At 41.0% G+C, this 25,956-nt stretch carries 19 protein-coding genes; 10 read left to right on the top strand and 9 right to left on the bottom strand.

Going from position 1 to position 25,956, the window contains the following annotated elements; genetic code table 11:
* Nucleotides 1-38 precede the first annotated feature (38 nt).
* From N7E81_RS12785 to N7E81_RS12765, 5 genes are all read left to right on the top strand, one after another.
* Nucleotides 39-1,634 (top strand): ABC-F family ATP-binding cassette domain-containing protein, encoded by a 1,596-nt coding sequence (locus N7E81_RS12785; protein WP_263049979.1) that lies wholly within the window; start codon nucleotides 39-41, stop codon nucleotides 1,632-1,634.
* A gap of 114 nt (nucleotides 1,635-1,748) precedes the next feature.
* The gene (locus tag N7E81_RS12780) at nucleotides 1,749-3,986 is read left to right on the top strand and encodes a carbohydrate binding family 9 domain-containing protein (protein WP_263049978.1); all 2,238 of its coding nucleotides are present in this window, start codon (nucleotides 1,749-1,751) and stop codon (nucleotides 3,984-3,986) included.
* A gap of 219 nt (nucleotides 3,987-4,205) precedes the next feature.
* On the top strand, nucleotides 4,206-6,185 hold the full coding sequence (locus N7E81_RS12775; protein WP_263049977.1) for an OmpA family protein: 1,980 nt from the start codon (nucleotides 4,206-4,208) through the stop codon (nucleotides 6,183-6,185).
* 161 nt (nucleotides 6,186-6,346) lie between these two features.
* Entirely contained in the window at nucleotides 6,347-7,291 is a 945-nt protein-coding gene (locus N7E81_RS12770) for a DUF481 domain-containing protein (RefSeq protein WP_263049976.1), read from the top strand.
* 77 nt (nucleotides 7,292-7,368) lie between these two features.
* Entirely contained in the window at nucleotides 7,369-8,388 is a 1,020-nt protein-coding gene (locus tag N7E81_RS12765) for a DUF481 domain-containing protein (protein ID WP_263049975.1), read from the top strand.
* 80 nt (nucleotides 8,389-8,468) lie between these two features.
* Here N7E81_RS12765 and N7E81_RS12760 read toward each other — a convergent pair whose 3' ends face one another.
* On the bottom strand, nucleotides 8,469-9,167 hold the full coding sequence (locus N7E81_RS12760; RefSeq protein WP_263049974.1) for a hypothetical protein: 699 nt from the start codon (nucleotides 9,165-9,167) through the stop codon (nucleotides 8,469-8,471).
* A 259-nt stretch (nucleotides 9,168-9,426) separates the two neighbouring features.
* On the opposite strand from N7E81_RS12760, the gene N7E81_RS12755 reads away from it, so the two are divergent.
* Nucleotides 9,427-10,287 carry a hypothetical protein gene (locus N7E81_RS12755; protein ID WP_263049973.1) on the top strand — a complete coding sequence of 287 codons (861 nt, stop codon included), beginning with the start codon at nucleotides 9,427-9,429 and terminating at the stop codon, nucleotides 10,285-10,287.
* 5 nt (nucleotides 10,288-10,292) lie between these two features.
* On the opposite strand, the gene N7E81_RS12750 is transcribed toward N7E81_RS12755, so the two are convergent.
* The 6 genes from N7E81_RS12750 to N7E81_RS12725 form a co-directional block, all read right to left on the bottom strand.
* A complete protein-coding gene (locus N7E81_RS12750; RefSeq protein WP_263049972.1) occupies nucleotides 10,293-12,539 on the bottom strand; it encodes an ATP-binding protein in 2,247 nt (748 codons plus the stop codon).
* Between the two features lie 34 nt (nucleotides 12,540-12,573).
* Nucleotides 12,574-12,747: a hypothetical protein gene (locus N7E81_RS12745; protein WP_263049971.1), complete on the bottom strand. Its 174-nt coding sequence runs from the start codon at nucleotides 12,745-12,747 to the stop codon at nucleotides 12,574-12,576.
* A gap of 42 nt (nucleotides 12,748-12,789) precedes the next feature.
* A complete protein-coding gene (locus N7E81_RS12740; RefSeq protein WP_263049970.1) occupies nucleotides 12,790-14,598 on the bottom strand; it encodes a tetratricopeptide repeat-containing sensor histidine kinase in 1,809 nt (602 codons plus the stop codon).
* A gap of 210 nt (nucleotides 14,599-14,808) precedes the next feature.
* Nucleotides 14,809-16,566 (bottom strand): DEAD/DEAH box helicase, encoded by a 1,758-nt coding sequence (locus tag N7E81_RS12735; RefSeq protein ID WP_263049969.1) that lies wholly within the window; start codon nucleotides 16,564-16,566, stop codon nucleotides 14,809-14,811.
* An 87-nt stretch (nucleotides 16,567-16,653) separates the two neighbouring features.
* Nucleotides 16,654-17,796 (bottom strand): saccharopine dehydrogenase C-terminal domain-containing protein, encoded by a 1,143-nt coding sequence (locus tag N7E81_RS12730; RefSeq protein ID WP_263049968.1) that lies wholly within the window; start codon nucleotides 17,794-17,796, stop codon nucleotides 16,654-16,656.
* 380 nt (nucleotides 17,797-18,176) lie between these two features.
* A complete protein-coding gene (locus N7E81_RS12725) occupies nucleotides 18,177-18,368 on the bottom strand; it encodes a cold-shock protein (protein ID WP_263049967.1) in 192 nt (63 codons plus the stop codon).
* Between the two features lie 109 nt (nucleotides 18,369-18,477).
* Between N7E81_RS12725 and N7E81_RS12720 the strand changes: the two genes are divergently transcribed.
* The gene (locus N7E81_RS12720; protein WP_263049966.1) at nucleotides 18,478-19,065 is read left to right on the top strand and encodes a hypothetical protein; all 588 of its coding nucleotides are present in this window, start codon (nucleotides 18,478-18,480) and stop codon (nucleotides 19,063-19,065) included.
* A 16-nt stretch (nucleotides 19,066-19,081) separates the two neighbouring features.
* On the opposite strand, the gene N7E81_RS12715 is transcribed toward N7E81_RS12720, so the two are convergent.
* Entirely contained in the window at nucleotides 19,082-19,876 is a 795-nt protein-coding gene (locus N7E81_RS12715; protein WP_263049965.1) for an alpha/beta fold hydrolase, read from the bottom strand.
* A gap of 292 nt (nucleotides 19,877-20,168) precedes the next feature.
* Here N7E81_RS12715 and N7E81_RS12710 point away from each other — a divergent pair, with 292 nt between their 5' ends.
* The 3 genes from N7E81_RS12710 (at nucleotide 20,169) to N7E81_RS12700 (ending at nucleotide 25,016) form a co-directional block, all read left to right on the top strand.
* A complete protein-coding gene (locus tag N7E81_RS12710) occupies nucleotides 20,169-21,821 on the top strand; it encodes a M1 family metallopeptidase (protein WP_263049964.1) in 1,653 nt (550 codons plus the stop codon).
* A 158-nt stretch (nucleotides 21,822-21,979) separates the two neighbouring features.
* Nucleotides 21,980-24,385, top strand: a complete 2,406-nt coding sequence (locus tag N7E81_RS12705; RefSeq protein ID WP_263049963.1) for an FtsX-like permease family protein — start codon at nucleotides 21,980-21,982, stop codon at nucleotides 24,383-24,385.
* Between the two features lie 163 nt (nucleotides 24,386-24,548).
* On the top strand, nucleotides 24,549-25,016 hold the full coding sequence (locus N7E81_RS12700; protein WP_263049962.1) for a CBS domain-containing protein: 468 nt from the start codon (nucleotides 24,549-24,551) through the stop codon (nucleotides 25,014-25,016).
* 31 nt (nucleotides 25,017-25,047) lie between these two features.
* Here N7E81_RS12700 and N7E81_RS12695 read toward each other — a convergent pair whose 3' ends face one another.
* Complete coding sequence (locus N7E81_RS12695) at nucleotides 25,048-25,956, bottom strand: DUF4340 domain-containing protein (protein WP_263049961.1); 909 nt, start codon at nucleotides 25,954-25,956, stop codon at nucleotides 25,048-25,050.

Here is a 25,956-nt window from a genome sequence, read left to right as displayed (position 1 = left end):
TAAAAGGGATAACTTTGCGCCTTCAAAAGAAGGCAGATATGATATCAGTAAATAACGTTTCTCTACAGTACGGCAAGCGAATTCTATTCGACGAGGTCAACATCAAATTCACTCAAGGCAATTGTTATGGGGTGATCGGCGCTAATGGCGCAGGTAAATCCACTTTCCTAAAAATCTTATCTGGCGAAATTGCACCCAACTCTGGACAAGTCGTACTGGACCCAGGGAAAAGATTGGCCGTATTGTCTCAAAATCACCATGCTTTTGACGAAGAGACAGCCATTCATACTGTCATGCAAGGCCACACCGAGTTATGGTCGATCATGCAAGAAAAAGACGCACTTTATGCCAAGCCTGACTTTTCTGATGCTGACGGTATTCGCACCTCCGAACTCGAAGAAAAATTTGCAGAGATGGACGGATGGAATGCCGAACCCGATGCAGCAGCACTTTTGAGTGGTTTGGGCATTGTAGAAGATGATCATTATCGTCTGATGAAAGACCTAAACGGCAACCAAAAAGTACGTGTATTATTGGCACAAGCCCTATTCGGCAACCCTGATGTACTGATCCTCGATGAGCCTACAAACGACCTGGACATTACGACCATTTCATGGTTAGAAGATTTCTTATTAGAATTTAAAAATACAGTGATCGTAGTGTCTCACGACAGGCACTTTTTGGATACAGTGTGTACGCACACGGCAGACATCGATTTCAGTGCGATCAACATCTTCACAGGCAACTACAGTTTCTGGTATGAGTCTAGTCAATTGGCCTTAAGCCAAAGAAGTTCGGCTAACAAAAAAGCAGAAGAGAAGAAAAAAGAACTGCAAGAATTTATTGCCAGATTTAGTGCTAATGCTGCAAAATCTAAGCAGGCTACCTCAAGAAAGAAATTGCTGGAAAAAATCAACATCGAAGAAATCAAACCATCATCGAGAAGATACCCAGCCATCATTTTCAACCAAAATAGAGAAGCTGGCGATCAGATTCTTGAAGTAAAAGGCCTTTCTAAATCATTGGATGGCAAACCCCTTTTTGCCAACCTAGATTTCTTTGTGAATAAAGGCGACAAAATTGCATTTTTAGCCAAAGACGGATTGGCAACTACTGCGCTATTCAAAATCTTGAATGAAGAAATGAAAGCCGATGGAGGCGAATACAAGTTCGGGCAAACCATCACCAAGGCATTCTTACCCAATGAAAATGCTGAGTTTTTCAAAGAAAAAATAAATCTGATCGACTGGCTCAGACAGTACTCAGAAGGCGAAAAAGACGAGGTATATATTAGAGGTTTTTTAGGTAAAATGCTTTTCTCTGGAGAGGAAACCTTCAAAACATGCAACGTCCTCTCTGGAGGTGAAAAAGTACGCTGTATGCTCTCTAAAATGATGCTAGCTGGCGGCAACGTATTGATCCTAGACGAGCCTACCAACCACCTCGATCTGGAATCTATCCAAGCCTTCAACAATGCGTTGAAAGACTTCCCTGGCACCGTACTATTCACGTCTCATGACCATGAGTTTGTACAAACTGTTGCCAACAGAATTATCGAATTGAAACCCGATGGCTATGTGGACAAACTCAGCACGTTCGACGAATATATGAGCAGTATCTCTGCAGCACAATAGTATTGATCATCAAATAAGCTGGCTCAAACCTGTAGATTGACCGTTTACCAAATAGTTGCAGAAAAAACACTAAAGTAAGTTTTCTTTTGTGACGATTTAAGTAAACAAACAGCATTGATCCAAAAGCTACTTACCATTATTTTCATGGCCTGTATCGTCCTGCCCTCTTTCGGGCAGGACTTGGTCTACCGTATACAAAAAACCGACGTCACCATCAGTGTGGACGGTGTACTCAACGAACCTGTGTGGCAGTCGACTGATATAGCACAGGGGTTCAACCAGTATTTTCCAAACGACAGTTCAACGGCTAATTCCCAAACAGAAGTCCGACTGGCCTACGACGATCAGTTTTTATACTTTTCTGCCAAGATGTATAACCAGTCCGACAATCGAAAGTATGTGGTACCCTCTCTTAGAAGAGACTTTGAAGGAGATGCCATCGATGGTATTTCACTTATTTTTGACACTTTTCAAGACAATACCAATGCTTTTCAATTTGGCGTCAACTCCTACGGAGTACAACGTGAGGGGCTCATAGCGGGAGGTTTTGGAGACACCTCATGGTCGTGGGACAACAAGTGGTATGCTGAAGCCAAGCAATACTCTGGCTACTGGGTAGCAGAAGGTGCTATTCCATTCAAGTCGATTCGATTCAAAGAAGGCAAAGACCAATGGAATATTAATTTTTACAGACTCGATAGCGAAGCAGGCGAACAATCCACTTGGCAAAAAATACCTCGAAACTACGACATCAACTCACTGGCCTTCATGGGTATCTTACAATGGGATCAGCCTTTGGAAAAGCCTGGCTCTAATATCTCAATCATCCCCTATACTGCTACTGAAATAAGTAGAGACTATCAAAACAGCCAACAAAATGGCTCCATATCCAAAGTCAACTTTGGGGGAGATGCCAAAATAGCCATTGGCTCAGGGCTAAATTTGGATCTTACAGTAAATCCCGACTTCTCCCAAGTGGAAGTAGATCAACAAGTAACTAATCTGGATCGCTTCGAGCTATTCTTTCCTGAAAAACGGCAGTTTTTCTTAGAAAATGCCGATCTATTTGCCAACTTCGGGCACCCCTATTATGCCCGAACCTTTTTCTCCCGAAGAATAGGTATCGTCAACGATACGATCAATGACCTAATTCGCCCCAACAAAATCTTATACGGCGCTCGCCTCAGCGGCAAACTAGACAATAATTGGAGAGTGGGGCTACTCAATATGCAAACCGAAGCCATAGAAGACATCAATCTACCAGGATTCAACTACTCAGTAGCTGCCCTGCAGCGCAAAGTATTTGCCAGGTCTAATATAGGTGCCATCTTTGTAAACAAACAGAGTTTTGATGCCCCCAACGACAACCCAGATTTTGCCCCTGACCACTACAATCGAGTACTCGGATTCGATTACAATTTGGCCTCAGCCGATAACAAATGGGTTGGAAAAACCATGTATCAACAATCTTGGGATAGCGACAGTGTAGATGGAGGCGATTATGCTCATTCTTTTTGGCTGGCTTATCAGGGTAGAAAATGGCGAGTAGAATGGGCACACACAGCTGTAGGCGAAAACTTTAATGCCGAAGTAGGATTTGTACCTCGTAATGGTCTCTTTAGGATAGAAAACATAGCTGCCCGCAACTTTTACCCCACCCGTGGTGCGATCAACTTTCATCAGACACAGGTAGTCATGGAAACCCTCTGGGGTGACACTGAACCTACGAGGCAAAGGGTAAAATCTGATCAAATGATAAGACTCGATGAGTATTTTCAATTTCAAAACACCTCGCAGCTCAATGCTTCTCTTCGCAGGCAATACACCTATCTACTAGACCCCTTCGATCCGACCAATACAGATGGCCAAGAGCTATCCAAAGACAGCCAATACACCTACCACTACCTCTGGATGCAATACGACTCAGACCTTAGAAAGAAATTGACCTATAGTGTAGTAGGTCAATTGGGCGAATACTTCAATGGCTATAGGTATAGACTTGGTGGTGATCTTAGCTACCGCATTCAGCCTTTTGCAGCCTTTAACATCAACATCAACTACAACAAACTCAATATGCCCGAACCCTATACCAGTGTCGATCTAATTTTGATTGGATCAAGGGTTGATTTTACAATGACAAAAAAACTCTTTCTTACCTCTTTTTTACAATACAATACACAAGCAGAAAATTTCAACATCAACACCCGGCTCCAATGGAGATTTAAACCTGTATCTGACCTATTTATTGTCTATACCGACAACTACGCCACTATGGATAACAATCAAAATTTTGACTTACAAGAAAAGAATCGAGCACTCGTAGTGAAACTCACATATTGGCTAAATCTATAAGCCTATAAATTAAATCCGTTCAACCTATACTATCTACTGATAATCAGATTTGTATAGTGATTTAATGAATAAAAACACACAATACACGTCGTATGCTATAAGCAAATCCCCTAAATCGCATACTGCATCCTCTTAATTTGTCTCAAAGAGCTAAAAAATAGGACAATTCCATCACTATTTTTACTAGGTTTGTTGTAGCAGCAAGAATTCCAGCATGGCATGATGAAGTATTTATTAATAGTAATAGTGGTATTATGTGTGTTTCCCAACCTGGTGGCACAAGATTCAAACAAGAAGCTTAGCAAAAAGCAGCTCATAGAGCAGGCAGACTATTATTTCTTCAAAGAAAATTTTCCTAAGGCACTTGAGCTATACAAGCAAATATTAGAAAACTATCCTAAAAACCATTATGTGCAATATCACTCCTTTGTGGCCAACCAGCTATCAAAGGGACGTGGGTCTGACATGTCTTCTCTGATAGAGTACGAGAAAAATGAGGGCGTTACGGACAAGTTTTACAATTATTGGCTTGGTAGAATACACTATGGCAGATACGAATTCGAGTTGGCAGAAAAGCATTTCAAAGCTTTCTTAGACATGGATGTGTACCGAACTAACGAAATCAAAAAAGAATCTGAGGATTTGCTAGAACGCACCAAGAAAACACGAGCATTTTACGCCGATCTAAATGATTTTGAAATAGAGCCACTACCCCAGCCCATCAATTCTGCCTACGACGACTTGTCTCCGGCCTTTTATGCCAACCATGACGAACTACTTTTTGTATCCGCCAGACCAAACGGCATAGAAAAAGGTCAGTATCAAATTTTTCATAGCATAAAATCCAACGAGCAATTTAGCCAACCCAAGCCCTTGCCTAATCTGGGAATCTTTGATCAAAACAATTCCAAAATAGAAGTAGTCAACAATGATGGTCGTTTATTTATGTACAAAAACGACAATGGCGGTGATTTATATTTTTCGGAGCCCTTATCCTCAGGGTGGAGCAATCCTCAAGAATTCGACTCTAAATTGAGAGATCACTTGGTTGAATCTCATTTTTTCATCAACGATGACGAAACGATCATCTATTTTTCTGCCAAGGACAACAATGGCAAATTGGATCTCTTTCAATCCACCTTCAATCCTGCAAATGACACTTGGTCTGATCCGCTGCCTTTACCTGGCCTGGCCAACTCTGCTTACAACGAAGATGCACCTTTCCTTTCGCACGATAACAAGACGTTATATTTCAGTTCTGACAGGCTTGAATCTGTCGGCGGTTATGATGTATTCAAATCAGAGATAGACCCTGTGACAGGACTCTGGAGCAAGCCAGAAAACATGGGATTTCCTATCAATTCTATCGACGATGAAATCAACTTCCAACTCAACGAAGACAATATTTCAGGCTTCTTTAGCTCCAACAGGCTTCATGGGTATGGCGACTACGACATCTACTTTTTTCATAAACAAGGTAAAGTATTAGCAACAGGCAAAGTCTACAATCAACAAACGAACGAACCCTTGGCGAATGCCTTGGTTTCCTTTCATCCACTAAAGTATCAAGATGAATCATTTGATATAGTTACCGACAACTTTGGCAACTATGAACGAGAGATTTTTGAAGAAGAGGATTTTATAGCTGTAGTCAGCTTAGGCTCACAGCGCCTACACAGCACACAAATCAGGTCCACGCACGACGAGCATCATAAGACATTCGAAAAGGACTTTTATGTGGTCGTACCAGAGCATATTGATCTTGACACAGATTTTGCTTCCATATACAAAGGAGCCAGCTCATCGAGCAAGTCGTACGATAAGCTAGAAATGATGGGCAGCAAATTCAGGTCTGGTGATAAAGCCATTCTTAACAATATTTACTTTGACCTACACTCCACTACCTATCAGCAAGAATCTATCCCTACCCTAGAAAAGATAGCTGCATTGATGAAAGACAATCCAAACCTAAATGTAGAAATAGGTGGCCATACCTGCAATATAGGCTCACATGAAGCTAATTTGAGTGTATCAGAAGCCAGAGCCGAAAGTGTAAAAAAATACCTCATCACACGTGGTATCTCTTCAAAACGTCTCACCACTAAAGGATATGGAGAAACTCAGCCCCTCGCCTCCAATGACGATGAAGAAGGTGGCAGAGAACTCAATCGACGCATCGAGCTGCGCGTATTGCAGTAATTAACCCTTGCTAAATCAGGATAAGCAAGTCATTCGTTTGGAGTATACCTATAGGTTCGTAACTTTGCCAATATTTACTCTCTATGACACAGCGCCTGTTTTTTGGTCTTTGCCTATTTTCCTTTCACTTCTCATTTGGCCAGAACCAGGATACCGTTTTTATGAAAAACAATCAGGTTTTGATTGGAGAAATAAAAGTGCTCGAAAACGGTGTAATGACTGTAGAGACAGAATACAGCGAAGATGATTTTACCATCGATTGGAGCGATGTAAAATCAATGAAAACAGAAACCGATTTCATTATTATGCTTTCGCATAAATATAGATTCAACGGAACCATATCCCCCGACCCAAACAACGAAGACTATCTGATTATCTACCCAGATCAAGGATCAAAGATGTTTGCCAAATCTTTAGATATCGTATATCTCAAATCTCTGGAAGCAGGTTTTTGGGACAGGGTTTCAGCCAATATTGACGCAGGGTTTTCATTAACCAAAGCAAGTAATACTAAGCAAGTAACTGTATCAGGTGCAGTTTCCTATCTGTATACAAGACTCAATATAGACTCCTATATAAACACGCTATACAACGTGGTGCAAGACACCATTGCAACCAGCAGAAATAACTACGGTGCCAATATTAAGGTCTTTTTTAATCGAAGCTGGTATATCCTTGGCGCATCAGACTTCCTGAAAAGTGACGAACAAAACCTCGCCCTTCGTACGACTATACAATCGGGAGCTGGCCGCAACATCGTAAGAAACCACAAAATGTACCTCGTCAGTGCAGTAGGGTTTGCTTTAAACACAGAGCGATATGATCATGAAGAACAAGTATCTGAACAAAGTATTGAAACCTTTGGAGAAGTAGAACTAAACATATATGGTATCAAAAATGTAAGGTTAAGCTCTAAATTTCAATACTTTGCTAGTATAACTGAGGAAAACAGAAACCGAGTCAACCTAACCCTTGATTCCAAATTTGACCTACCAAAAGATTTTTATATTGGAGGTAATATAACCTACAACTTTGACTCAAAGGATGATACTGAAGGTGCCAAGTCCGACTATGTTGTGAAAAGCACTGTTGGTTGGAGTTTTTAGTTTAAATCCTCCAACCTACCTATATAACCCTAATCCATATTTTTATTATAATTACAGAAACTAAGAACCTATTTTTTATGAAGTATTACCTTTTACCCCTTATATTATTTTTCGCCTTTTTCCAATTGAAAGCTCAAGACACTGTAGAGTTAAGTAACGGAGATAAAATAGTAGGAAGTGTAAAACAACTAAACAATGGGGTACTTGAAATAGAAACCCCCTACAGCGAATCTAATTTCATGATGGACTGGGAGTCTGTAGTCAATTTTACATCTACAAGCACTTACATGATAAACATGGCCAATGGCAAGAGAATCACTGGTCAAATCACCATGAAGGAAGGAAGCATCACGATTCTAACAGACGAAGGTGAGACCATGCAATACAATCACTTACAAATGGTTTATCTCAAATCTGTCAATAGCGGCTTTTGGGATCGTATCAGTCTCTCTTTGGATGGTGGCTACACACTTTCAAAAGCCAATGATAACAAACAACTAACCCTGAGAGGCAATGCTTCTTATTTGTCCGAAAAGATAAATCCAGATGTTTATTTCAATTTTGTAAACAGCAAACTAGACGATGGCACAAGTCAGATCTCCACTAAAAGAAATAACTATGGAGCTAACCTGAGAGTCTTTTTTGTACGATCATGGTTTGGTATAGCTGGTGCCGACTACCTGACCAACGATGAGCAATCGCTTGAACTTCGAAGCACATACAAAATTGGGGTTGGTAATTTTCTGATTCGAAATCACAAAATGTACCTTTCCACTTCTCTAGGCTCCGCTTGGAACAATGAAAATTACGATATTCAAGATCAAGAAAACCTATCTACGACTGAGGGTTACCTCAGCATAGACTATCAAGCCTTCGGCTTGAGCGACTTTACGGCCACCACAGGTGTACAAGCCTTTCATGGTCTCAACGACTCGAACCGAACCCGTATCAATTTCAACATTGATTTGAAATTTGACCTGCCAAAGGATTTTTATATCGGTGCTGGCTACACCCTAAACTACGACAGTAACCCTCAAGTTGACGACATACCAAACAGTGATTATGTGATACAAACTACCGTAGGCTGGAGTTTGTAATAAACATGCAAAAAATCAAAGAGCCGCATATCTAATAGATATGCGGCTCTTTGATTTTAATCCTTCAAGAAGGCTATGGGTTATCTCATAGACACTTGCTTCAAATCTCTGTCAATTTTCTTGTAGTGAAAGTCTGTATTCCTAAACAAGTTGAAATTCAACGACAAGTAAAACACATTGCTATCTAAGTTCTTGTATGGCATCACGCTCACCCCGTTGACTACCTCAGTGTACGACTGGTCATGAAAATTGGTCAAATAATATTTGAATTTCAGGCTGATGCCCGAATAAAACTGCACACCAGCAAATAGTGCGTGATATACAGGAGGCACTCTCCCACTAAAATAAACATTGAATTTATCCTCCTTCTTCTCATTCACAAAAGTCTTTTCTTTGTAATTGAATGGTATTTCTAATTCATACCCTCCGAATAGCATCATCCCATTCATATCACCAAACTTGAGACCTACTGGGATTCCAAGGTTGTACGTTCTGAATTTTTTTCTGATCTGGGCACTATCTGGGTCATCCCAGATAAAACCTACATTACGAATGGCTAACCCAGAATAAAAACCAAACTTATCGCTTACATCTTTATTTACATTGATTTGAAAATTGACCACTGGACTGAATCGAACAGCTCCGTCATCACCAGAACCGCCAAAGGAAAATATCCACTCTCCTCCCGTTGTCACGTAGGTTTCACCTCCTTGCCCATAAACCATCACTGATGAGCTAAGAATAGTGAATACAAGTAATGTTTTAGCAAAGTATTTCATAAGATCTTTTTGATAATAAAAAAACAAAGATAAGTACATCATATACTTCTTTGCTGAGCATAGATAAATAATTATCCTGACAAAAAACATAATATATTCTGCGAAAACAATAGGAAAATTACCTATAAACAATCCGTGCAAACACGTAAAGTTTAAGTATTTATGATCATTTGTATTGCATCTGCAAATTATTATACAAAGATTGTGGCGGTTATTGAATAGGCGACCTAACCCCTACGCTAATCAAAAACACTACTTTATGAATAAGGCCACCTCTACTTTGCTTACTCTGGCACTTATACTTCTCACGCACGCAGGAGTTTTGGCTCAGACAGAAAATTACAAACAAGGGCTCTCCGCCATCAAAAACAATCGCTACCACGATGCCATGATCAGTTTTACGAAAGTGGTAAGCGATGAAAAATATGAAATTAGTGGCAAAGATTTATCTCTGGCCTATGCTTATCTAGCTATAATACGAACTGCATATTTAAATAAAGACCTCGAAAATGCTGATTTCGCTCAAATATCTAATAGCCAAGGTCATATAGAGCAATGCCTACAAGAAATGGCTCGCGCCATACAGTTTCAAGACAACTCAACCAAACCTCTAATTGCTGAATCACGAAAAACGCTATCAAGTATTTCTCTAAGGGCGCTTGAGATCATTGGAGACTCGCTACTTACCTATGATGAGTCTGAGCCGAATAACACCTCCATTTACTTAGCCAATTTTGCAGTGAAGAGGTTTGGTGAATTAGAAAAAATCATTGATGACAACTGGCAGATGTATGACATTTTCGGTCTAGCCTACTTTCATTTAGGTGACATGGAACGATCTATGGCCGAATTTGACAAAGCCAGAACACAATTTGCAAAATTAGAATCACAGCCCATCAGTCAGTTACATTTAAAAAACTACATCCTCAGTGGCAATTACTTTTTCTCTGAGAAGAATGATCACAAAATTGCTTATAAGATATCTAATGAGGGTAGCGCATACACTTCAGTGCTCATCAATGGGCTAGGCGACGACCAAATGACAGATATACTTCGGTTGAATAAGATTGAAAATCGTTTTCGTCAATACATGACTCGCATAGACGAATCTGGAAAATAATTTAATTAGATCAGGTCTTGGTCCTCTATGACCTTAAATCTCACAATAAAACTCGTGCCTATACCTAGTTCGCTAGCGCATGAGATTTCAGCATCCATTGCATCTACAAACTTCTTCACAATAGACAAGCCCAAGCCAGTAGACTGTTCATTATCTGTAGGTTTAGCACTTAGTTTTTGAAACTTGGTGAATAATTTTGGCAAGTCTTCTTCACTGATTCCTGGCCCTTGATCTCGGACAACCATCACCTCTCCATCATCATTTTGCTCTGCTGTCAGATAGATGTTTTTATTCGATTGAGAAAACTTGATGGCATTCGACAGTAAATTTTCTATTATCTGCAGCAGATAGTTATAATCTGCTAAGATATAATGTTTCTCCGTAGCTATTTGGCTATGAATCTGAATCGACTTTTTGCTAGCCAACAACTCGAAATTGCCTGCCACAAAATTCATGGCCTGCCCTAAATCCACCTTTTTCAAATTCAGGTTGACCTTCATATCCTCCACTACACTCACGTCTAGCACCCGATCTATCATATCGCGCATACGCTCCATGGTGTCGTCTAGCAAATGAAAATAATGACTTTGCTCTGGAGACAGATTCGTATTCTCCATTTTCACTAGCGACATTAGCCCTTTGATGTTGTTAAGCGGGCTGCGCAGATCATGAGCTACTACACCCATTAGGGTGTTCTTCTCTTCGTTGAGAGCTGTAAGTTTTTTGTTGTGGTTTTGGACCAAATAATACGATCGTCCCATAGCAGCCACAAGCAAGAGAGTCAGCACCAACACCACCAAAATACTATTCTGATAAGTTTGCTTTTGCTTAAGTTCTTCATTCAAAAGCATTTCGTCTCTCATTTTTTCATACGCTAACGATTCCAACTCTCTTCTGAAATCATATTCTGCTGTCATACGAGCAATTCGCTCAGTCGACTCTGCATTGAATAAAGAATCTTTGATATTGCTAAACATCAAATGATACTTCAAAGCCTCCTTGGTCTGGTTCGTTGATTGATAATAACTATAAAGCTCCTTGGCAGATTGTTTTATCTCTGCACCATAGTGAGAATTAATACCTAATTCGAGAGACTTTAGAAGATACTTTTCAGCTTTAGGTAAATCCCGAACTCTTTTAGCCAACACCCCCATACTCCTATATATGCTAGTCTGACATCCCACCAGTTCACATCGAATAGCCCAATCGAGTGCTTTCTTAAAGTAAAAATCTGCAGAGTCCATTCTGCCCTTCCAAGCCATAGCCTCACCCAGTCCCTCACAGGTATAGGCCAAGTCACACTGCTGATCCAGCTTGACCTGAAGGTCATGTGCTCTCCGTAGTGTTTTTAGTGCTTTGAGCGTGTCACCTTCTTCGCTATAGATGATCGACAGATTATTTAAAAGCATAGCTTCTTCATACTTCTTTCCATTCATATGTGCCTCTTCCATGGCTTTAGCATAATAGCTATGTGCTTCTTCTAACTTACCCAACTCATGATAGATCAGCCCCAAATTATTCGCTAAGAAAATCATTCCTTCCTGATCGCCATGCGCTACTACCAAATCATAGGCTTTCAAATAATATTCTAATGCTTCTGGGTATAAACCCATTTCATTATAAATCACCCCTAAGCTATTGAAAGCTATCCATGCACTATCCATATGAGCTGGTCGGTCGTAGTATTCATTGGCCATTTGCACATGCCTCAGGGCAGATTTTATATTCCCTCGCTGTGTTTCTAAGTTGCCTAGTTCCAAATGATACAATGCTATACCTGAGGCATCGACTGCATCTTCGGCGAGTTGTATCGCTTTATGATAAAAAAATAGTGCCGAATCGAATTGTTGGTATTTTTCCATCCCATCTGCCAGATAGAAATAACTACGTGCCTGACCTTTCAGATTGTTGTTTAATTCGAATAATGCAATGGATTGGTTCAAGTAAAATTCACCTGAATCACGTTTATTTTTGAACAACCATCTCCCAACTTCCTGATCACAAACAGCTGTCGAATGCAAATCCCCTAAGGTTTGAGATAAGCGTAAAGCCTTTCGGGCGTAGACTAGCGACTGATCTGGATAGTCCGAAATGCGAGATAGCCTGAGGAATATATCAACTTCACTCTTCCTATCCGTAGTTCTCTTCAATACGTTTTTTAAACGGTCAACTTCAGGTTGTCCATAAAGCTGACAGGTACCCAAGATCCACAATAGCACAATGAACCCATAAGGGCTAATATTTTTTATCATTTAGTAGTTGGTTGAACGCTGCTTTTAAAAAGACCTATTTCTGATCTTTCTTTTTTCCTCGACTTTTAGTCCAATCAAGGGCTCCCTCATCAAATTCCTCTGCCACATTCCTATCTAGTCCTCCGATTTTGGTTGGATCTACATTCGTAATTTCACTATTATCCATGTCTTCGAGTGGATTGTCTATTTTATCTACTTTTTTACTCATAATTATTGCTTTTTCTCTAATACTTATATCCAAACCTTGGCATCAGATACCAAGATATTCTTTTTTTAAATTTTCCAAAATAGGCAATAAGACAACAAACTTAGTTCCCTTATTCACCTCACTCATCAAACTCACTTCTCCTTCTAGTTTCTCTACAGCAGACTTCAAGATAAACATCCCCAAACCTGACCCTTGTACTTCATCATTGGCTCTATAAAACATATCAAACACCTTCGTTTGATATTCCTCTTCTATCCCTATCCCGTTGTCCTCTACGATCACACACATGTAGTCCTCCGCGGTCTGTTTGACTTGTATTTTCACGAAAGGATTGTCGATATCTTGCCGAGCGTATTTTATGCTGTTTTCGATCAGGTTCTGGATGATGGTATTCATCAAACTCCTGTCCGATTCTATTTCCATTTCTTTGTCGAGTTCAATGTCAAATTGGATTTTATCAAACCCTGGCAAATAACTGAATGATTCTATACAGTCGGCCACCATCTCATCAAAATCAATTCTGGTAGAAGACAGTTGCCAATCTTTGACTTTAGAAAGCTCCAGTAGATCTATGATGGTCTGGTTGATGCGAGTAATTCTATGATGATAAAGCTGAAAGTACCTCAAAGCATTCTCATCACTGATTTCACTCCTTACTACATCATACAATCCCATCAATGAAGAAATCGGTCCTCGAAGATCATGCGATACTCGAGAAGAAAACTTATCCAACTCCTCATTTTTCTTTTCTATGGCATAATTATTTTCTCTCTGCAAACGGGCTTCGGACTCCAAAGACTCCATCTTCCACATCGACTCCAAACTTTTAATCTTACTCTTGGTTTCGGAGTTGAGCACCTGCTCTTTATAATTGTGATATTTGATATGAAAAGCCAATGCTTCAGACTCATTGCTATCATTCATGGCAATGTCGAACAATTCATAATAGGCTTTATACATCAATTGTAAATTGTCAAGTGATTCCCCTAGTGCTATAGCCTCATGAAAATACTTCTTGGCTTCTGAATATTGATTTGTCGATTTGCATACTTGCCCCAACTTGGTCATACTCATACCACACCCCATCTTATCCCCCACTTCATTGTGCACCTTCAAACTTTTCAGGAAGTATCCTCGTGCCTCTTCATATTCTTTAAGGTGAAGATGGATTTTCCCTTTGCCATACCATGCAAAAGCCAACCCTCGTTTGTCGCCCGTTTCTTTTTTGAGTATGATACTGGTATTGATGGTCTCTAGCGCATTCTTATAATCACCACGCTTTAGATATATACCAGAGAGCGGATTGCAAGCATTAGACTCTCCATTCTTATCATTATTCAAATGACTGAGCTCACGACATTTCTGATACGTCTCTAACGCTTTATCGTATTCGTTAAAAGCTTCGTAAATAAATCCTATCGCTTTCAATGTTCTTGACTCCCCCACGACATCTTTGATCTCTCGCTGAATCCGTAAACATTCGTAAAAACGCTCTAGTCCCTTGTGATATTTTGTGGATTTGTATTCAATGCTACCTATGTTGAATAGTGCATCAGCCATACCCTGCTTGCTCGCCAACTCTGTAAATAACTTGAGGGCATCTTGTGAGTACTCGAGCGCAGCCAAATGATCACCAATGATCATATAAAACAATCCCAATTGGCAAGAACACTGCGCAAGACCCTGCGCATAGTTTAGCGACACGCACTTAGCCTGTGCTTGAATAGTGAGATCTATAGCATCTTTGACACTACTCACTCGCGACTCCATCGCATATTTCAACATGGAGTCTACACGCTTTAGTTGAGCTTCATAGTCTAGGGAAGGCTCATTTTGGATGTTGGGTTGCATTATTTTAAAATTTGGAAGATAATCTTCAACAAGTTTTAATAAAATAATACAGGCGGACTCTAAAGATACGAGTTTAATACCGACCTATCAAACGGATCTTGAAAATATTTATTGAAATACTTCAAGTCAATACTCTAATTATTCAATTAGAAGCACATGAAACCGTTGTACACAACAATATAATGAAAAATTAGTCTGACCTTCAGAGTATCAGCGTCTACGTCCACCAGATCTGCCCGAACGGCCTCCGCCACTATTAGAGCGTCCGGAACCACCTGATCTACCAGACCTTCCTGAGCCGCCGCCTCCAGAACCACGTCGTTTTCTATCCTGATAGCCTCGTTGCTGAGCATGACCAGACCTAGAAGACTGCTCCTCTTCATTAACTCTGATTTCTCTACCTTCAAACTCGTAGCCTTTGAATTTGCCCATAACATCATTGGCAATACTTTTCTCCACCTCGAAATAGGCTCTTTTTTGCTGCAGTTCTATTTTACCAATCTTAGATTTGTCTGCACCAGAGATGTCACAAATCATATGGAGCAATTCGGCATTAGATATATCATCAATTTTCCCTAGGTTGATAAACAATCTGGCGTGTGTGCCACTAGATCGCTCTCTACCCCCTTCTTTAGATCTACTATTTTCTGTTTGATTAAGGTCTCCACTGTTAGAGATATTAACTTTTGATAACTCTTGAGCCAAAAGCTTATCTACCAATTCTTCTTTAGATAGAGCGGTAAACATTTCCTGAGCTTGCTTTCTCAAGTCTGCAGGCAACTCACCTTTGATTTCATAATCAGCGATCAACTTCAAAGAATTGTCCATACGAGAAGACATCACCTCGTCAGCCGTAGGTATCAACTCTTTTTCGAATTTGATTTTCAATCTTCGTTCTATATCTCCAATTCGCCTTACCTCACCTTTGCTTACCAAGGCTATAGAGATTCCTTTTTTACCTGCTCGGGCTGTTCTACCACTTCTATGGGTATAAAACTCCAATTCGTCTGGCAATCTGTGGTGAATCACGTGTGTCACGTCATTTACATCTATACCACGAGCAGCCACATCGGTAGCTACGAGCATAGACAATGACCTGTCCTTGAATTTGCGCATCACAGCGTCTCGCTGCTTCTGGGTAAGATCTCCATGCAAGGCCTCTGCTCTATAACCCGCACGACTAATGTCATCAGCTAGGTTTTGCGTATCAATTTTAGTTCGGCAAAACATAACTCCATAAAAATTAGGATTGACATCCAATACTCTTTTGATAGCCTCTAGTTTGTCACTCATCTTTACTACCAAGTATTGATGAGATATATTTTTGTTTACTTCTACGCCACTTTTTACCGAAACCTCTTTCGGATTGTTCATGTAAGTACTTACAATGTTGGTGATGGCCGAAGGCATGGTGGCAGAAAACAACCAAGTTGTTTTCTCAGCAGGTGTATCTGCCAATATCTTGTTAAGCTCTTCTTTGAAGCCCATGTTAAGCATTTCGTCAGCTTCGTCTAGCACCACATAGCTCAACGAACTCATGCTGATCACTTTGCGATTGATCAAATCTACCAATCGACCTGGTGTAGCTACTACAATCTGAGGCTTGGCTTTGAGTGCTTTGATTTGGTTGGTAATGGCAGCTCCTCCAAATACCACTTCGATCTTCAATTTACGTATGTTTTTAGCGAAGCTATTCAAGCCTTCTGCAATCTGCTGTGCGAGTTCTCTAGTAGGTGCAAGTACAATTGCCTGACAGGTATTGGAGTCTTCGTTGACTACCTGAAGCAAAGGCAATCCAAAGGCCGCGGTTTTTCCGGTACCCGTTTGTGCCAGACCAATAAAGTCTTGCATAGAATCGAGAAGTATCGGAATGGCCTCCTGCTGAATCTGGGTGGGTTTAACAATGCCTAAATCGTTAAGAGCATCGACCAACCTTGGTTCAAGCCCGAGTTCTGAGAAAGTATTCAATCTGAAAATTTTATGATAAGTCGCAAAGTTAGGCAATTAAAAGCCCTACCCTACCATATGCTCATAAGATTCTTAGTATTAAGAAAATTATCCTAAAATAGTTTCTTTACGGTAAACTACGCCACGCTCACTCAGATAATGTAAAATAAAATCAAAACAACCGTCATGGTTGCTCACTTGCTCTGGAGGAAACACCCCTATTTCGCCAAACTTCCCCTGAAGCAATAGATTCACAGCAGCTGTTGCGGTGTAGCCCGTCGTCCGTGCCATTGAAGACGTTTGGGTATCTGCACAGTAGGAATCGTGTAGATGATAGATGATGGTTTCCTTATCTCCTGATTCATTTTTTCCTGACACTGTGATACGCATCACGGTCATTTCCTCTTCGGTTTCCCCTAATTTCCATTCATCAAAAAGTACTTTTGAGGTAAAATCCAATGGATTGACTAGTACTCCTGTACTTACTTCAATGGGCTGGGTCTCAAAAAAACCACTAGACTTGAGGACTTGGATATACTCCACATGCCCAGGGTAACGGAGAGTCTTTTCTATCATGTTTGGAATATGACCCATCGTAAACAAAAGCGAACGCAGCCCATCCGAATTGAAGGACTCTAACGTACCCACTGCATCAAAATCATGGTGGGCTACATCCGATAAAGCTGGTTTGGTTAGGACATGGCCGTTTTCCACATATCGTGCTGGCCGGGTATACTCTTCGATCACATCCACTGGCGAAAAAGGTGCTTTGTAAGCAAATGGCCACTTTTTCACTTTGGGCAATCCTCCGACCAAACATTCAAAATGTTCGATGTTCATGCTCTCATTGTGATAACCCAAGACAAGATTGCTCATACCTGGTGCTACACCACAATCTACAATGGCAGTGACTCCACCAGCCTCTGCTAATGACTTCAGCGTCAAAGCATCTTCAGGAAAAAATGAAATATCCACTACATTTTTTTGTGCTTCTAGTATCCAAGTAAGCGTTTGATAGCCCAAAAACCCAGGCACAGCGCAGACTACCATATCAAAGGGTTCTATGGACTTTTTCAAATCAGCTTCTTTGGTCACGTCAAGAGCCTGCACCTGAATAGCCGGAGACTTGGCCTGCAGTTTGACTAGCACTGCCTGATTAAAATCAACTACAGTTACTTTATTGTTTTTAGCTAAATCGATGGCCATGGCGCTACCTACCATACCACCACCTAATACGATGATGTTATTCATTTTTGAATGTTTTTATATAATTAATCATCCTTATAATGGGCCATTCTTGATGACTTACTGAATATACCGTTTGGCGTATCGGCGAAAAATACAAGGAACGAAACAGCTACAAACCTGAGAGGGGTACCCATGGTTCACTTCGTATTTCTGGGGGTGAACCTAAATTTACATCTAGTTTAAGTAATTTCGATTACCACCAAAAAACCTGGAGACTCATCCTTTTTCTTGATAAAAAGGATATTTTGATTGGGCATCAATTATCGATATAGTAATTCCCCCAACTTTACAAACTAATCCCTGAATAGCATGCCAATAAAATTGAAACAAAAAAAGTCCCGATAAATCGGGACCAAATACCTTTAATAAAAATTAGATATTAATTAAGCTTGTTTTACGTCAACCGCATTCAAACCTTTTTTACCTTCTTTTAAATCAAACGTCACCGCATCTCCTTCTTTCACTTGGTCTACAAGACCAGATATGTGAACGAAATACTCTTTTGAATCTTCATCATCAACGACAAATCCATATCCTTTAGACTCGTTGAAGAACTTAATTTTACCTTGTTTCATTGTACTATATTAGAATAATTTATACTGTAAAGTATGTAGGTTCTTTGATATTACAAAAAAATGATAAATTATTTTTAACTAGATTTCCATGAAACAAACAACCACAACGATGAAACCAATACCCCTTCTATTCACTCTCTTGTCACTTATTAGTCAAATATTGCCAGCTCAAACGCCATCAGAAGCTGAACAAATCGCCGCTACCATACAAGCTGGACCAGAGGAACTACGCGCCGACGCCACCGTCTTGGGATACAATGAAAAAAATGAAATAATAGCACTTCGAAAAGGAACGAACGATCTTGTATGTCTCGCAAACGATCCAAGCATTGCGGGTTTTAAAGCCGTCTGCTACCACAGCAGTCTGGCCGATTTTATGACTAGGGGTCGTGAACTAAAAGCCGAAGGAAAGAACCGAAAAGAAATTGAAGAAATCAGATCAAAAGAAGCCAAAGCGGGCACTCTCAATATGCCAAAGCAACCGGCCACACTACATGTACTCTACGGCAAAGAAGCAAAATACAATTCAACTACTGGCCTGGTAGAAAACGCCCAACTTAGATATGTGGTCTATATCCCTTGGGCTACTCAGGAGTCTACAGGTCTACCCCTCAAACCCATGGTACCTGGTGGACCTTGGATCATGTTTCCTGGCACTTACAATGCGCACATCATGATTACGCCCCCAACAAAATAGTCAAGACATACGCTATTTAATGGACACCATTCAAGAATACTTCTATGGCATCGATGACCTGACGAGGCTCTTCGATGGTAGAAGAATGGCCTGCTCGCTTGATCGTAGCCAAGTGTGCTTGTGGAATTTTCAATTTGATGTTTTTAGCCTTTTCTACGGTGGTAGCCACGTCTTCATCCCCTACTATGACGAGTGTAGGCATAGATACTTTGCCCAGTTCACTACTGATTGCGTTTCGCTGAATCACACCTGCCACCGACTTGGTAATGGATTTTTCATTGGCCAGTATTTCATTTCGCCAATAATCTACTTCTTCTTTTCTGATCGGGTCTTTCAAGAAAGTCTGACCAAACATGATGGGCATTACCTTATTGATCACGGCTTTGACGCCAAATAAATTGACGATGGTTTTCAACACATTATACTTAAACTTATTAGGCTCTTCTTCTGCTGAGGTCTCCACCAATAGCAAGGATTTGATATATTCACTATGATGAACTGCCAACCGCATGGCCACAAACCCTCCCATAGACAATCCTACCATATGACAAGGTCCAAGCTTTAGAGCTTTAATTAATTCAATGGCATCCATAGAAAGAGATTCCATATCGTATCCTTCGGCAGTCACCTCACTTCTACCTTGCCCACGATGATCGTATATCACACATCGATAACGCGCTTTGAAATAATCAACCTGCGCCTTGAACATCCTGCCATTCATGAGCAAACCGTGACTAAAAACAATTGTCTCTGGCCCGATCCCATGAATTTCGTAATAGATATCTGCTCCGTTTATTTTAATAATTGACATACTGCGTGGTTATGAATAGTGGTTAGGTTTTGGTCTTGCGACTGTCAACCAAAGGTAATCAACTCCCTCAGGGCATGGACTATGAAATGTTCAATTTCCAAAAAACAAATTCCGAGTTCTTATTTATGAAATGAGTAGACTAACGCATGAAACGAAGACAGGCCATCAAAACCAATTATCATTTCTTTTTTCCTTCCAAAGGAAGAAAAGTTCTATTGACAGGAATCCTTTGTATCTTCATTAGTGCCCATCGGTTTATGGCTACATTTGAACTACGAACAATGAGACTCCTATGAAACGAACAGCCATTCTTTTATTTACTGCACTATCGTCCATAATCATATTGCAATCGGCCCAAGAAATCCAGCATGACACCACCTACAGCCGTCTAGACAGCCTGCGAGGATCTATCACTCCAGAGCGCGCTTGGTGGGATCTCACCTACTATCACCTAAGCATGAACGTAGACCCTGCCAGCAAAACACTGGAAGGCACCAACCAAGTAGACTACAAAGTATTATCCGAATACCAAGTCATTCAAATCGATCTGCAAGCCCCTATGGAACTGAAAGGTGCAAGCCAAGATGGACAAAACCTAAAATTCACTAAAGAAGGCCCGGCTCATTTCATCGAATTAGTAAAAAAGCAAAAAATAGGAGAAGTAAACAGCCTCCTCCTCAGCTATGGAGGCCAGCCCCTAGAAGCGAAAAATGCGCCCTGGGATGGAGGCATCACTTGGAACAAGGACAACAATGGCAACGACTTCATAGCATCGTCATGTCAAGGCATTGGTGCTAGCCTCTGGTGGCCGTGCAAAGATCATATGTACGACGAAGTAGATAGTATGCTCATGAGCATCACCGTACCCAAGCACCTGATAGATGTATCCAACGGCAGACCCCGCGGCGTAGATGACAACAAGAACGGCACCAAGACCTACCACTGGTTTGTCAACAATCCGATCAATAACTATGGCGTAAACATCAACATTGGCGATTACGTGCATTTTGGAGAAAGCTACGCAGGCGAAAAAGGCAAACTAGATCTAGACTACTATGTACTGCGGGACAACCTAAAAAAAGCAAAAAAACAGTTCAAAGATGCCCCTCGAACATTAGAAGCACTGGAATATTGGTTTGGCCCTTATCCTTTTTATGAAGACGGTTACAAGCTTGTGGAAGCACCATATCTGGGCATGGAGCACCAAAGCTCCGTCACCTATGGCAATGGCTACCAAAACGGCTACAAAGGCACGGATCTGTCTGGTACAGGATGGGGCCTGAAATGGGACTACATCATCATTCACGAAAGTGGGCACGAGTGGTTTGCCAACAATATCACCTACAAAGACATGGCCGACATGTGGATACACGAAAGCTTCACGACCTATTCCGAAGGGCTATTCACCGAATACTTCTATGGCAAAGCGGCTGGCGCCGAATACATCCGTGGGCTGCGTGCAGGTATCGACGACACCATGCCCATCATCGCCGACTACGGCGTGAATGCCCATGGGTCTGGAGATATGTATCCCAAAGGGGCCAATATGCTACACACCCTACGGCAAGTGGTGAACGACGATGCCAAATGGCGCAACATCCTACGAGGACTCAACGAAACCTTCTACCATCAAACCGTAACTACCCAGCAAATAGAAGGCTTCATCAGCGAGCAAGCGGATCGAGATTTTCAATATGTATTTGATCAATACCTGAGAAAAAGTAGTCTGCCTGTATTTGAATATATACTAAAAGATGATCACATTCTTTATCGCTGGTCTGGCGTAGTCGAAGGCTTTGACCTACCAGTGAAAGTATCTGTAGATGGTGTAGATATATGGCTCGAAGCCAATACAGGCTGGCAAAGCATCGAAGTCAAGCAACCAAAATCACTCCATATCGACCCCGACTTTTATGTATCTACACTGAATGTAATGGGCAGCTAACACAAGAGCATGATCTTTCCGCATCCTATGGACCAATGGCGTTGTGGCTATTAGACTTCTGATTATTGCTTTTGGGCAAACAAAAAACACCGCTCATGTAAAATGATCAACCATACAGGCTCACCTACGTTGTAGGTTGTAATCAAAAACTCAAACTCATGCTAATAGACTACATCAAGGTAACTCTCAGGAGTTTATCGAAGAACAAACTCATCTCATCTATAAACATTCTTGGCCTCGGCATTAGCCTTTCGGCTTTCATTTTTATCACCTTATACATCAAAAAAGAATTGAGCTACGACACGGGTCATGCCGATTCGGAACGAATCTATCGTATCCATGAAATGATAAAAAGTGACAACTTCACCGAAAACTCATCGAGCTGCCCACCCAATACAGGCAAGTTTCTACTCAAAGATTTTCCCGATGATATCGAATATATGGTTCGCTTTTTTGATTTTCAAAACCCAATTGTAACCATCCAATTAGAAAACCAAGAGCTCTACAACGAGAAGCACGTGTACTTTACCGACTCGTCGGTTTTCGATATGCTCGACTTCTCCTTGATACAGGGGAACAAGAACACCGCACTGACTGCGCCCTGGACGACTGTTGTCTCAGAAGGTCTTGCCAAAAAATACTGGGGAGACGAAAATCCGATAGGTAAAAAAATCACTCGTGTGGGTTTTCAAAACCCATTTGAAATCACTGGCGTCTTTCGACAAAATTCGGTTTCGCACATCAAAGCTAATATGCTGCACTCGATGGCTACTACAGATCCTTTTCCTTTCTTGCAGCGCAACTGGATATGGAACCCCGCCTGGACATACATCAAATTGGCACCCAATATCAACCCCGAACAATTTGAAGCCAAGCTACCTGGCTTTATTCAAAAGTATTATGACGATCGCACCAAGCATCAGATCTCTCATCAGTTGATGCCTATTGAAGACATTCACTTACAGTCGCATTTAGAATTTGAAATGGCACCCAATAGCGACATCAAATATGTCTATATTTTTGCTTCGTGTGCAGTCTTCTTACTGATCATAGCAATGGTGAATTTCGTAAACTTATCCACTTCCTATTCTCTCTTGCGAGGCAAAGAAATAGGCGTTCGGAAAGTTTCTGGCGCCACCAAAAGCCAACTCATTATCCAGTTTTTAGCAGAGTCTATCATCATTGCTTTTATTGCTTATCTCATTGCATTGGTACTATCGGTGATCTCTATTTCTTTGTTAGAGCCTACGCTCGAAATTGGCATCTTCGAGTTGCTAAACTTAAAAATGCTCTCGATCATGACAGGTATTGTCTTTTTGATCGGTTTCCTATCTGGGGTATATCCTGCTTTTTTCATTTCGTCATTCGATCCTTTGGTCGTATTCAAAGGAAAAATGATCTCACAAGGCAGTGGTAAAATACTCCGAAAAGTACTCGTGATCGCGCAGTTTACCATCGCCATCGTATTGATCATTTTCACCTATGTGACTTACCATCAACTGGCCTTGCTCAACAATAAAAACTACGGGTTTGATGCGGACAAAATCATGGTTTTGGATGTATCTAGTACTCGTATTGGGCAATCCTACGATGCCTTTCGAACCCAGCTCATGAGTAGCTCGTCTATTGAAAACGTAACCGTAATGAGTGACATCTTGGCGGTAAACAACAACAATCACGAGTTTAATCACGAAGGCATGACTGCCGGCGAATGGAACTACTACCCTGCTCTAGTTGTGGATGAGGAGTTTGTATCCTCAATGGGTATGAAAATCATCGCAGGTAGAGACTATTCTGTCAAATATGCTCGTGAGGACTCGCTCTCGATGCTGGTCAACAAAACGATGGCTAAGACACTAGGCTACTCCAACCCACAAGATGCCATAGGCCAACGCATGGTCTCTCGCGGCGGCAATGAAAAAATAGTAGGTGTTGTTGAAGACTTTAATTACAAATCATTGCATTCGCCTATTGGGCCATTTGCACTGGATGTCCGTCGAAACAGACAAAACAACAATGGCAATTTCTTTGTTCGCCATGTGGCCATTCGGCTAAATAACACAGACGCCACCACGATGGCTCATTTAGAAGAAGTATGGAAAGCCCATGTCAACAACGTACCATTCACTTACAAAATGCTCAACCATGAACTAAAAAAACTCTATCAAGCAGAAAACAACATGGGATCGATACTGGGTACGTTTGCTGTGCTTACGGTCATCATTGCTTGCCTTGGACTGTTTGCGCTGGCTTCCTTTATTGCGCAGCAAAAAATGAAAGAAATAGGAATCAGAAAAGTACTGGGAGCAAATTTTCTCAAGTTGTTTTATGTAGGCTACAAAGAACAATTTTTCCTCATCGTAATCGCTTTTGCTACAGCCATACCATTGAGCTATTACTTCGTAGAAGGCTGGCTCGATGACTTTGCTTATCGCATCAGCATTGGCATTGTGCCCTATTTAGTGGCAGGTTTATTGGCTTTGGTCATTTCTTCTCTGACCGTACTGAGTAATTTTTATAAAGTCATTATTTCAAACCCTTCGGAAGTATTGAGAGATGAATAAGCCTAGCTTTTATTAAAAAATCTTGGTGATGACGAAGCTCATTTGATCATTTACAAATCTCCCCAATGATCAGATGGCTTCGTTCTTTTTAGTGTGAAAACATCGCTATTGCTAATACGCTCGATTTTGAGTAAATTATTAGGGCAACCAAATTCTTCTAGCCATGGTAAAAAATTATAAAGGAGCACAAATCACAAAAGAAGACACGATAGAAACACAACCCGTCTCGGTGAGTGATTATATGTCTACGAGACTCATCACCTTTCACCCTGATCAGTCGATCATGGAGGTAGTGGAGCAACTACTCAAACACAAAATTTCAGGGGCACCTGTGGTCAATGACCAAAAAGAACTCTGTGGTATAATATCAGAAGGGGATTGTCTGAAGGAAGTGGTAAAAGGCAAGTACCATAACCACCCCATCATGGACGGTAAAGTGAGCGATCATATGGCAAAAAACGTGATCACCATTCATCCAGGTCTAAACATCTTTGAGGCTGCTCAAATGTTTTTGGAGAAAAAAATCAGACGATTTCCCGTACTAGACGAAACTGGCAAGCTCGTAGGGCAAATCAGCCAAAAAGACATCATGAGAGCGGTACAAAACATAAAAAGCGAGAACTGGAGATAGTTCTCGCTTTTCATCCTAATGAATCGGCTTATTATTTCAACTCCGACTTCCCAACAAAAACTTTGTCTAAAATAGCCATGTCTTTGAAATAACCAGACTCATTGGTAGACGAGTGAAACACCCACTCATCCTCTAACTGATAACCATCAAACAAGACGGTATAACCATCATTCATATCTACAGCAGCCGACATGACTGGCACGGTCAATTTGTTTTCTTCGTCCATATACTCTTTGCCCGACACATAATTGAGTCCTCCCAAATATTTGGCAACAACCGCCGAATCGGCTGGCTCACCATTGACTTGCCATGCAGTCCCTACTCGCTCCAGTCTAAACGATGAGTCAGCTTGATAATTAAAAGTAATCGATGCCACAGAATCTTTGTTGATTCTCGCCAATACTTGATCTCTATAAGCTGAAGGATCTGCCGAAACTGAAAAGCCCATAAAATCCTTGGCTACATATACTTCTTTGTCGTCGTAGAGCCTCACATAGGTATGGTATGCTCGCTGACCTTCCATTCCAAACCGGCCAATCACTAGATCCAAAGTTTGGTCCCCTCCTTCAAAAACTTTCACCCTAGTGCCCGTCGAGTCCACTTGGTAGTCTTTCCATTTGGCTTCTGATTTGGTTGCTATTCTCGACGGCTTGATGCTATTCAAAGCAAAAAGTGCATTATCTACCGCACTAGGACTGGCCAATACCTTTTTGTCATTGGGCAGGGTAAGCTCCCATTCCCCTTGTACTCGATCTAATTGCACCTGTTTACCTCTGGCTCCATCTACATAGATTTGGGTCACCTTGGCCGTATCTATAGATACTAATTCTGACTTTAGTGATTTGCTTTTACTTTTTCCTCCCGTAAAGTCTACAACGAAGTAGATTAGACACAAGGCCACCAACACGCTTATTAATTTGATATTAGATAATTTCTTCAT

Origin of the sequence: Reichenbachiella carrageenanivorans (genome assembly GCF_025639805.1) — a bacterium.
In the GTDB taxonomy this organism is placed as follows: Bacteria; Bacteroidota; Bacteroidia; order Cytophagales; family Cyclobacteriaceae; genus Reichenbachiella; species Reichenbachiella carrageenanivorans.
This window is presented reverse-complemented; position numbering and strand designations above follow the sequence as displayed.